The following is a 10,538-nucleotide window of genomic DNA, read 5'->3' as shown; positions in this document are numbered from 1 at the left end:
GTTCGCGAGGCTGATCACATAGTTGCCGTGGTTCTTGAAGTTGTCCGGCAGCGCCCAGTTCGGCACAGCCTTAGCCCCGGTTTCGGAAAGAAAAAGGAACTTGTCCTCGGTGACGGGCACGTTCAGCGGCGCGCCTTGCTCTTTCCAGTCGGGAATCAGTTCGTCGATCGCGCGCGGATCCATGACCGCGCCCGAGAGGATATGCGCCCCGATTTCCGAGCCTTTCTCCAGGACGCACACGCCAATTTCGACGCCTTTTTCTGCTGCGAGCTGCTTCAGGCGGATGGCCGCGGAAAGCCCGGCCGGGCCGCCGCCGACGACCACGACGTCGTATTCCATCGACTCGCGTGGGCCGTATTGCTCCAAAAGACTTGCGGGGGTCATTAAAGCTCCTCTTGCCATTAGAATACTTTTTTCGGGTTCGTATTGTCGGGGAACGCTCCGCGAGCCGCAACCCAATCAGCCTACATTAGCACGACCGTTCTATTTTATGCCAGAATGCCCGGCGCGCAGCCGGACAGGCGTTCCGGCACTTATTCATCCCTGAACAGGAAGCGAAAATGGGCCGTTCGATCAATCTGGAAGGCAAGGTGGCGATGATCACCGGCGCGTCGAGCGGTCTCGGCAAGCGCTTCGCGCAGGTGCTCTCGCAGGCAGGGGCGAAGGTCGTTCTGGCGAGCCGCCGGGTCGAGCGGCTCAAGGAACTGCGCGCGGAAATCGAAGCCGACGGCGGCGCCGCCCACGTGGTCTCACTCGACGTCACGGACTATCAGAGCATTCGATCGGCGGTCGCGCACGCGGAAACCGAAGCCGGCACCATCGACATTCTCGTCAACAACTCGGGCGTTTCCACCACGCAAAAGCTCGTGGACGTCACGCCCGCCGACTTCGAGTACGTGTTCGACACCAACACGCGCGGCGCCTTTTTCGTGGCGCAGGAAGTCGCCAAGCGCATGATCATGCGCGGCAATGGCGGCGGCACGAAACCGGCGTATCGCATCATCAATATCGCCTCGGTGGCGGGGCTGAGCGTGCTGCCGCAAATCGGCCTGTATTCGATCAGCAAGGCCGCCGTCGTGCACATGACGAAGTCGATGGCGCTCGAATGGGGCCGCCACGGCATCAACGTCAACGCGATCTGTCCCGGTTATATCGACACCGAAATCAACCATCATCATTGGTCGACGGAGCAGGGGCAAAAACTCATTTCGATGCTGCCGCGCCATCGCGTGGGCACGCCTGCCGACCTCGACGGCTTGCTGCTGCTGCTGTCCGCCGACGAGTCCGCGTTCATGAACGGCTCGATCATCACCGCCGACGATGGATTCGGCCTGACCTGAGCGCTTTCCGTTTTCCCGCGAGTGCCGATGTCGCTGCGCCGATGCGCCGCGAATCGTACACTCGCGTCTTTGCGTAACCCGAAGTCGAAGTGCAATTCGTGCAATGAGCGATTACCACCCCGTTTTTGAAATGACCATGCCGATCCGTTGGGGCGACATGGATGCTTTCGGCCATGTGAACAACACGGTCTACTTCCGCTACATGGAGCAGGTGCGGATTTCCTGGTTCGAACAACTCGGCGTGGCCGGCGAGAGCCGCGAGGGCGGCAACCGGCAGGGTCCGGTGATCGTCAACGCCTCGATGGAATTCCTCAAGCAGCTCCACTATCCGGGCGACATTGTCTGCACGATGACGGTGGGCCAGCCGGGGCGCAGCAGCTTCGATACCGGCTTTGAACTGCGCCGCGCGGACGAACCCGACACGGTCTACGCGCGCGGCAACGCCCGCTGCGTGTGGATCGACTACGAAGCGGGCAAGTCGGTGCCGATTCCCGACCCTTTGCGCGCGACCATCGAGAACGCGCCGCTCGTCAAGGTAGGCTGACGCCTTCCGCTACGCGCTCGCGCTTCCCGCGCGCGCCGCTTTCCCTTCCGCTCAATGCCCGAGCAGCCGCTGCAGCAATTCCGTGGCGTTGCCCGTGTCGTACTTGCGCATCAGCCGCGCGCGGTAGACGTCTACCGTGCGTGAGCTGATGTCGAGAATTCTCCCGATCTGCTTGCTCGTCTTGCCCGTGACCAGCTGCGCCGCGATTTCCCGCTCGCGCGGCGTGAGTTCGACGGCGACGCGCCGCGTCGCGCTCAAATCCTCGAACGTCCAGACGCCGGCCGCGTGCGGCGCCTGCCGGTCGAGCGAGCGCCCGGTGACGTGGCACCAGAACAGCTCGCCGTTGGCGCGCTTCATGATGCGGTCGTCGGCGTAACTGCCTTGCGCGGTCATGATGGGCGGAATGCGCTCGCCGATCCGCTCGAACTCGTCCGCCGACGGATACAGCACCAGGAACGACTGCCCGATCAGTGCCTCGCGCGGGCAACGAAAGATCGCGCAGAGCGCCTCGTTGCAGTCTTCGATGATGCGCTCGCGCGCGAGCACGAGCCCGATGGGCGCGAGGTGGAACGCCGTCTGGTAGTCGAGAGCGGTGGCTGCGGTGGCGGGCGTGGCAGGTTCGGGCATGGCGTGCGATACGGGAATGGCTTTATGTAGTTTTGCGTATTGTGCCGCAACGCCCGCCCAGCGTACGCTTCACAACCATCGGAGGACCGGGTGGACAGGCTGTCGGATTCACGGCAACGCCACTCGCGGATGACTAGAATGGGGCATCCGGGCGCGCACAGCGCCCGCGTGCCGGGCAGAACGAACAACGCAAAACGTAGCGACGAATTTCCATTCGAGGAAGGGACACACTGATGAACAAGGTCTATGGAAGCGCGGCTGCCGCGCTCGAAGGCATCGTCAAGGACGGCCAGACGTTCGCGGTCGGCGGTTTCGGGCTGTGCGGCATTCCCGAGGCGCTGATCGGCGCGCTGCGCGATTCGGGCGTGAAGGGCATTACCTGCATCAGCAACAATGCGGGCGTGGACGGTTTCGGCCTGGGTCTGCTGCTGGAAACGCGCCAGATCAAGAAGATGATCTCGTCGTATGTGGGCGAGAACAAGGAATTCGAGCGCCAGTATCTGTCGGGCGAACTCGAACTCGAATTCACGCCGCAAGGCACGCTGGCCGAGAAGCTGCGCGCGGGCGGCGCGGGCATTCCCGCTTTCTTCACGAACACGGGCTACGGCACGCTGATCGCCGAGGGCAAGGAAACGCGCCAGTTCGGCGAGAACCATTACGTGCTCGAGCATTCGCTCACGGCGGACGTCGCGCTCGTGAAGGCGTGGAAGGCCGATAAATCCGGCAACCTCGTTTACCGCCGCACGGCGCGCAACTTCAACCCGATGTGCGCGATGGCCGGCAAGATCACGGTGGTGGAAGTGGAAGAGATCGTCGAGAACGGCGAACTCGATCCCGATTCGATCCACACGCCGGGCATCTTCGTGCAGCGCCTCGTGCTCAACGCGAGCCCCGAAAAACGCATCGAACAACGCACCGTGCGCGCCGCGGCGAGCGCCTGAGGAGGGAGACGGATCATGGCATGGAATCGTGACGAAATGGCCGCGCGCGCGGCGAAGGAACTGCAGGACGGCTTCTACGTGAACCTCGGCATCGGTCTGCCGACGCTCGTGGCCAATCACGTGCCGGAAGGCGTGGAAGTGTGGCTGCAATCGGAAAACGGCCTGCTCGGCATCGGTCCGTTTCCGACCGAAGATCAGGTCGACGCCGATATGATCAACGCGGGCAAGCAAACCGTGACCACGCTGCCGGGCTCGTCGATTTTCTCGTCGGCGGACTCGTTCGCGATGATTCGCGGCGGCCACATCAATCTGGCGATCCTCGGTGCGATGCAGGTGAGCGAGAAGGGCGACCTGGCCAACTGGATGATCCCCGGCAAGATGATCAAGGGCATGGGCGGCGCGATGGACCTCGTGGCGGGCGTCAAGCGCGTGGTCGTGCTGATGGAGCACGTGGCGAAGGGCGACCAGCACAAGATTCTCGACCAATGCACGCTGCCGCTCACGGGCGTGGGCGTGGTGGACATCATCATTACCGACCTCGGCGTGATCGAGGTGACCGACGCCGGGCTGAAGGTGACCGAACTCGCGCCGGGCGTGACGGTGGACGAAATCAAGGCCAAGACCGGCGCGCCGCTCGACGTGAGCGCCGTGGGCTGAGGCGGAGACTGCCAATAGCAGCGCGGTTTTCGCAGCAGAAGATCGCATGATGGACGCGGGCGGGACTTCGGTCTCGCCCGTTTCGTTTTGGACGATTCCATTCTTGCGCGTTTGCGCGCTCCTGAAACCTCGTCCTGATGGCATAGGCCATTCGGCACGGTGTCTGAGCTCGGGATTCGCCGCCGGATGGCGCGCAGGGCGGGGCGCGAAGGGCCCACAAGTGGGTGCGCGCCACGTCGCGCCCGTCCATCCCGGCTCACAAAGGCGTTTAGAATTCGTCCTGAGCCTTCGGGCGCCACCAGCGAGGACCTAGCGATGACCGAATCGTCTGCCGTGCCGCGTCAGCAGTACGTCCAGTGTCTCAGCCCGTCGGGGCTGCACCGCGTCGCGTACACCGAGTGGGGCGATCCCGCGAATCCGCGCGTGCTCGTCTGTGTGCATGGCCTCACGCGCTCCAGCCGCGATTTCGATCGTCTGGCGGCGGCGTTATGCGGCACGTATCGCGTCGTTTGTCCCGACGTGGTCGGTCGCGGGCTGTCGTCGTGGCTGATCGACCCGCGCGGTTATGGCGTCGCGCAGTACGTGGCCGACATGGTCACGCTGATCGCGCGCACGGGCGTGGAGCAGGTCGACTGGTTCGGCACCTCGATGGGCGGCTTGATCGGCATGGCGCTCGCGGGGCTGCCCGACGCGCCCATCGGCCGCTTGCTGCTCAACGACATCGGCCCGCATATCGAGCCGGCCTCGCTCGAGCGCATCGGCGAGTACGTCGGGCGTGACGAGCGCTTCGCGACGCTGCAGGAAGGCATCGACAACGCCGCGCTGCTGGCGGCCTCGTTCGGGCCGCTGACCGCCGATGAATGGCGCGAGATCAACACGCCGCTGCTGCACGAGGTGGACGGTGCGTGGCGCTATCGCTACGACCCGCGTATTTCCGAGGCCTTCAAGGGCGTGACGCCCGAGCAGAACGAGCAGGGCGAGCAGTTTTTGTGGCGCTCGCTGGCGGCGTTCAAGGGGCCGGTGCTCAGCGTGCGCGGCGAGATGTCGGATCTGCTGTCGCGCGAAACCGTCGCGCAAATGGTCGAAAAGGGCCAGCAGGTCGAGAGCGTCGAAATCGCGGGTGTCGGCCATGCGCCGGCCTTCCTCTCGCCTGAGCAGATCGGGATCGCGCGCCGTTTCTTCGCCGGGGAGCCGGTCAGCGCGTCATAATATGAGATAGTCGCGCGCGCTCCGGTGCCGATCTGGGCGCGTCCGGCACGTTCAACTTCAACAGGAATTTACATGGCAGTCATTCGTCACCACGTGGGTCCGCGTCTTTCGGAAACCGCTGTTTACAACGGTACGGTCTATCTCGCGGGTCAGATCGCCGAGGACACGAAGCAGGACATCGCTGGCCAGACGCGCGAAGTGCTCGGCCATATCGACCGCCTGCTGGGCGAAGCGAACAGCGACAAGACGCTGCTGCTGTCGGTGCAGATCTATATCGCCGACATGAAGGATTTCGCGGGCATGAACGCCGAGTGGGACAAGTGGGTTCCGCAGGGCGCCACGCCGCCGCGCGCGACCGTCGAAGCGAAGCTCGCCAACCCGGAATGCCTGATCGAAATCGTCGTGGTGGCCGCGCAGCGCGACTGAGCGCGCGCCGCTTCTACTGCCGCTTCGGCCACCGGTTCGCCAGGCGTTAATTTGGGTTTCGTATCGTCCGAATCGACCGTTTTACCGTAGTCATAAGCCCGTCCGGTACGCCGGCGGGCCCAGCCTCATGAGCAGCGACACCATCCCTATCGTCCCCGCCGATCAAGCCGGCTCAGCGCCGCAAGCCGCGCTGCCGTCGCTCGACGACGCGCTCGCGTTCGTGCGCGAGTACGCGGGCGACGCGCGTCTCTCGACGGGCGAGCCGCTGTTCGAGCACGCGCAGGGCACGGCGTCGATCCTGAGCCGCCTGAACGTCGATCCACCGGCGGTGCTGGCTGCGGCGCTGTTCAATCTCGCGCCGCATCTCGACGACCCGGAGCGCACGCTCGAAGGGCGCTTCGGCGCCGAAGTCGCGAAGCTCACCTTCGACGTGCGCAAGCTGCTGCGCCTCGGTTCGGTGAGCCGCCGCGCGGCCGCGCAGAGCGCCGCGCCCGAGTCGGGCCGCGAAAGCCGCGACGCGCAGGCCGCGCGGCGCGCTCAGGTCGAGTCGCTGCGCAAGATGCTGCTGGCGTTCGCGCAGGACATCCGCGTGGTGCTGATTCGTCTCGCGTCGCGGCTGCAATCGCTGCGTTATTACGCGGCGGCGAAGATCCAGCCTGCGCCCGAGGTCTCGCACGAAACGCTCGAAATCTACGCGCCGCTCGCGAACCGGCTCGGCATCTGGCAACTGAAGTGGGAGCTCGAAGACCTCGCGTTCCGCTTCGAGGAGCCGGTCACGTACAAGCGCATCGCGAAGCTGCTCGACGAGAAGCGCGTCGAGCGCGAGAGCTATGTGTCCGAAGCCATCGCGCGGCTTCAGCACGAACTGGCGGCGGCGCACATCGACGCCGAGGTGAGCGGGCGGCCGAAGCACATCTACAGCATCTGGAAGAAGATGCGCGGCAAGGAGATCGACTTCTCCGAGCTGTACGACGTGCGTGCCTTCCGCGTGATCGTGCGCGACATCAAGGATTGCTACACGGTGCTCGGCATCGTGCACAACCTCTGGCAGCCGGTGCCGCGCGAGTTCGACGACTACATCTCGCGTCCCAAGCCCAACGGCTATCGCTCGCTGCATACCGTCGTGGTCGGCGACGACGGGCGCGCGTTCGAAGTGCAGATCCGCACCCAGGAAATGCATCAGTTCGCGGAATACGGCGTGGCCGCGCACTGGCGCTACAAGGAAGCGGGCACGAAGGGCTATGGCGGCCAGTTCAGCGCGAGCAGCAGCTACGACGAGAAAATCGCCTGGCTGCGCCAGTTGCTCGCGTGGAAGGACGACGTGTCCGACGAGCGGCAGCCGTGGGAAGAACTGCGCCAGGCCACGCTCGACGACGACCATATTTACGTGCTCACGCCCCAGGCGCGCGTGATCGCGTTGCCGCAAGGCGCGACGCCGCTCGATTTCGCGTATCACCTGCATAGCGAGCTGGGCCATCGCTGCCGCGGCGCGCGCGTCGACGGCGCGATGGTGCCGCTCAACACGCAGTTGCAGAACGGTCAGACGGTCGAGATCGTGTCGGTGAAGGAGGGCGGTCCGTCGCGCGACTGGCTCAATCCGCAACTCGGCTATCTGCAAAGCCACCGCGCGCGCCAGAAGGTGCGCGCGTGGTTCAACGCGATCGAGGCGCAGGAAAACATTGCGACTGGCCGCGCGATGGTCGAAAAAACGCTGCAACGCGAGGGGCGCACCTCGGTCAATCTCGACCAGCTGGCCGCGAAGCTCGGTTTCAAGTCGACCGACGAGTTCTTCAGCGTGGTCGGCAAGGAAGAGTTCAGCCTGCGTCACGTCGAGCACGCGCTCAGCGATGCGCCGGTCGCGGAGCCCGAGGAGGAAACGCCCGAGCAGCTCACGAAGCGCGCGAGCGGCGCGAACGTGGCGCATGGCGGCTCGTCGGGCGTGCTGGTCGTGGGCGTCGATGCGTTGCTCACGCAGCTCGCGCGCTGCTGCCGTCCCGCGCCGCCGGACGAGATCAGCGGGTTCGTCACGCGCGGCAAGGGTATGTCGATTCACCGCAGCGATTGCCCGACGTTCATCCGCATGGCGCGCCGCGCGCCCGAGCGCGTGCTGCAAACCACGTGGTCCGCCGACGTGATGGGCGGGCGCGGCCAGTCGGTCTATCCGGTCGATATCTCGATCGAGGCCACCGACCGGCAAGGCTTGCTGCGCGACATCTCCGAAGTGTTCGCGCGCGAGAAGATGAACGTGATCGGCGTGAAAACACAGTCGCGCCGCAACGCGGCCTATATGCAGTTCACGGTCGAGGTGTCGAATTCCGCGCAGATCCAGCGCGCCTGCGTCGTGTTGGGCGAAGTGGCGGGCGTGGTGCGGGCGTCGCGGCGGAGTTGAACCGTATCGATACGGGTGAAGGGGGCGCGCAATGGGTTTCCCCCGATTGCGTTCCTCCATGCCGCAACGCAAAAAAGCTCTTGCCAGCTCCGTGAAAACGTTATATAGTCTTGCTTCTTCAGGCTCGTAGCTCAGCTGGTTAGAGCACCACCTTGACATGGTGGGGGTCGTTGGTTCGAGTCCAATCGAGCCTACCAACGAAATCGAAGTTTTGATGTGCGGTTAGCATCGGGGCTTCAAGGCAGTAAAAGCGCTCTGCGCTCAAGGCGAATACGGTTATGACATCGCGAACGTTTACCGAAACTACTTCGGAGCGACGCTAGTCGAGGACCTCTTTCGCCCTGCAATCTGGTTTGAAAAGTGAATGCGGCCCCTCGAAAGCGGGGCCGCATTTTTTTTCGCCGCGAGTTTTGCGCGGGGCTGTTCCCACGAATACGATGTGCCGTCGAGGCACTTCTGGAGAAAAACATGGTTGCGATACGTCTGCCCGACGGTTCGGTTCGACAGTACGATCATCCCGTCACGGTCGCCGAAGTGGCGGCTTCGATTGGCGCGGGCCTCGCCAAGGCGGCGCTCGGCGGCAAGCTCGACGGTGAACTGGTCGACACGTCGACGCTGATCGATCACGACGCATCGCTGGCCATCGTCACGGACAAGGACGCCGACGGTCTCGACATCATCCGTCACTCCACGGCGCACTTGCTGGCGTACGCGGTCAAGGAGCTGTTCCCGGAAGCGCAGGTCACGATCGGGCCGGTCATCGACAATGGCTTCTATTACGACTTCGCCTACAGCCGTCCCTTCACGCCCGAAGATCTGGAAAAGATCGAAAAGCGCATGCAGGAGCTCGCAAAGAAGGACGAGCAGGTCACGCGCCGCGTCGTCTCGCGCGGCGACGCCGTCGACTACTTCAAGAGCATCGGCGAGAAGTACAAGGCTGAGATCATCGAGTCGATTCCGGGCGACCAGGACATCAAGCTGTATTCGCACGGCGGTTTCACCGACCTGTGCCGCGGCCCGCACGTCCCGTCGACGGGCAAGCTCAAGGTTTTCAAGCTGATGAAGGTTGCTGGCGCGTACTGGCGCGGCGACGCGAAGAACGAGCAGCTGCAGCGCATCTACGGCACGGCCTGGACGAAGAAGGAAGATCAGGAACTCTATCTTCACAATCTCGAAGAGGCTGAAAAGCGCGATCACCGCAAGCTCGGCAAGCAGCTCGACCTGTTCCACATGCAGGACGAGTCGCCGGGCATGGTGTTCTGGCACCCGAAGGGCTGGACGCTCTGGCAGCAGGTCGAGCAGTACATGCGCGGCCGCCTGCGCGTGGCCGGCTACGACGAAATCAAGACGCCGATGATCATGGACCGCTCGCTGTGGGAAGCGTCGGGTCACTGGCAGAACTATCGTGAAAACATGTTCACGACGGAGTCGGAAAAGCGCGACTACGCGATCAAGCCAATGAACTGCCCGGGCCACGTCCAGGTGTTCAACCACGGCCTGCGTTCGTACCGCGATCTGCCGCTGCGTTACGCGGAATTCGGTTCGTGCCACCGCAACGAGGCATCGGGCGCGCTGCACGGCCTGATGCGCGTGCGCGGTTTCGTCCAGGATGATGCGCACATCTTCTGTACGGAAGATCAGATCATCGCCGAGTCGATCGCCTTCAACACGCTCGCGATGAGCGTCTACAAGGATTTCGGGTTCGATCACATCGACATCAAGCTGTCGCTGCGCCCCGAGTCGCGCGCGGGTACGGACGAAATCTGGGATCGTGCCGAGCAAGGTCTGCGCGAAGCGCTGACGGCGTGCGGCCTGAGCTGGGAAGAACTGCCGGGCGAGGGCGCGTTCTACGGTCCGAAGGTCGAGTACCACATCAAGGATGCGCTCGGCCGTTCGTGGCAGTGCGGCACGCTGCAGCTCGACATGGTGCTGCCGGAGCGCCTCGGCGCCGAGTACGTGGCGGAAGACAACAGCCGCCGCCGCCCGATCATGCTGCACCGCGCGATCCTCGGTTCGATGGAGCGTTTCCTCGGTATTTTGATCGAGCACCATGCTGGTGCAATGCCGTCCTGGTTGGCTCCGATGCAGGTCGTTGTGATGAATATCGCGGAAAGTCAGGCCGAATATGCAGCAAATCTAGCCCAATCGTTGCAAAAACAAGGGGTTAGAGTGCAGGCCGATTTGCGCAATGAGAAAATTAGCTATAAAATACGCGAGCACACGCTTGAGAAGGTCCCGTACCTGCTGGTTGTCGGCGACAAAGAGCGTGAAGCACAAACGGTAGCCGTGCGTGCCCGTGGCGGTGTCGACCTGGGTGTCATGCCTGTCGACGCATTCGCTGAACGTCTGGCGCAGGACGTCAAGTCGTTCAAGTGAGCCACCTGGCAGCGCGGCTCGTTTTTTTA

10 protein-coding genes and 1 tRNA gene are annotated in these 10,538 nt (G+C 63.8%); 9 read left to right on the top strand and 2 right to left on the bottom strand.

Annotated features, from left to right (window positions below):
- Window positions 1-384: NAD(P)/FAD-dependent oxidoreductase (locus tag U4Y88_RS15985; RefSeq protein ID WP_321784965.1), on the bottom strand; the 384-nt coding region annotated here is incomplete at its 3' end.
- Between the two features lie 176 nt (window positions 385-560).
- Between U4Y88_RS15985 and U4Y88_RS15980 the strand changes: the two genes are divergently transcribed.
- Window positions 561-1,340 carry an SDR family oxidoreductase gene (locus tag U4Y88_RS15980; protein ID WP_224012560.1) on the top strand — a complete coding sequence of 260 codons (780 nt, stop codon included), beginning with the start codon at window positions 561-563 and terminating at the stop codon, window positions 1,338-1,340.
- Window positions 1,341-1,443: 103 nt separating this feature from the next.
- Window positions 1,444-1,884, top strand: a complete 441-nt coding sequence (locus U4Y88_RS15975; protein WP_321784938.1) for a thioesterase family protein — start codon at window positions 1,444-1,446, stop codon at window positions 1,882-1,884.
- A 51-nt stretch (window positions 1,885-1,935) separates the two neighbouring features.
- On the opposite strand, the gene U4Y88_RS15970 is transcribed toward U4Y88_RS15975, so the two are convergent.
- Window positions 1,936-2,511: a LuxR C-terminal-related transcriptional regulator gene (locus U4Y88_RS15970; protein WP_224012562.1), complete on the bottom strand. Its 576-nt coding sequence runs from the start codon at window positions 2,509-2,511 to the stop codon at window positions 1,936-1,938.
- A gap of 233 nt (window positions 2,512-2,744) precedes the next feature.
- Here U4Y88_RS15970 and U4Y88_RS15965 point away from each other — a divergent pair, with 233 nt between their 5' ends.
- From U4Y88_RS15965 to thrS, 7 genes are all read left to right on the top strand, one after another.
- Window positions 2,745-3,452 (top strand): CoA transferase subunit A, encoded by a 708-nt coding sequence (locus tag U4Y88_RS15965; RefSeq protein ID WP_310633331.1) that lies wholly within the window; start codon window positions 2,745-2,747, stop codon window positions 3,450-3,452.
- Between the two features lie 15 nt (window positions 3,453-3,467).
- A complete protein-coding gene (locus U4Y88_RS15960; RefSeq protein WP_224012564.1) occupies window positions 3,468-4,109 on the top strand; it encodes a CoA transferase subunit B in 642 nt (213 codons plus the stop codon).
- A gap of 315 nt (window positions 4,110-4,424) precedes the next feature.
- The gene (locus tag U4Y88_RS15955) at window positions 4,425-5,318 is read left to right on the top strand and encodes an alpha/beta hydrolase (RefSeq protein WP_321784936.1); all 894 of its coding nucleotides are present in this window, start codon (window positions 4,425-4,427) and stop codon (window positions 5,316-5,318) included.
- Window positions 5,319-5,390: 72 nt separating this feature from the next.
- Window positions 5,391-5,744, top strand: a complete 354-nt coding sequence (locus U4Y88_RS15950) for a RidA family protein (protein WP_065060346.1) — start codon at window positions 5,391-5,393, stop codon at window positions 5,742-5,744.
- Window positions 5,745-5,871: 127 nt separating this feature from the next.
- Window positions 5,872-8,133: a bifunctional (p)ppGpp synthetase/guanosine-3',5'-bis(diphosphate) 3'-pyrophosphohydrolase gene (locus tag U4Y88_RS15945; protein ID WP_321784934.1), complete on the top strand. Its 2,262-nt coding sequence runs from the start codon at window positions 5,872-5,874 to the stop codon at window positions 8,131-8,133.
- Window positions 8,134-8,253: 120 nt separating this feature from the next.
- A tRNA-Val gene (locus U4Y88_RS15940) sits at window positions 8,254-8,330 on the top strand.
- 271 nt (window positions 8,331-8,601) lie between these two features.
- Window positions 8,602-10,509 (top strand): threonine--tRNA ligase, encoded by a 1,908-nt coding sequence (thrS, locus tag U4Y88_RS15935; protein WP_224012567.1) that lies wholly within the window; start codon window positions 8,602-8,604, stop codon window positions 10,507-10,509.
- Window positions 10,510-10,538 lie beyond the last annotated feature (29 nt).

The sequence above is a fragment of the Paraburkholderia sp. J94 genome (assembly GCF_905220285.1).
In the GTDB taxonomy this organism is placed as follows: Bacteria; Pseudomonadota; Gammaproteobacteria; order Burkholderiales; family Burkholderiaceae; genus Paraburkholderia; species Paraburkholderia tropica_A.
Note: the sequence above shows the minus strand (reverse complement) of the source record. Positions and strands in the feature narration are given on the sequence as shown.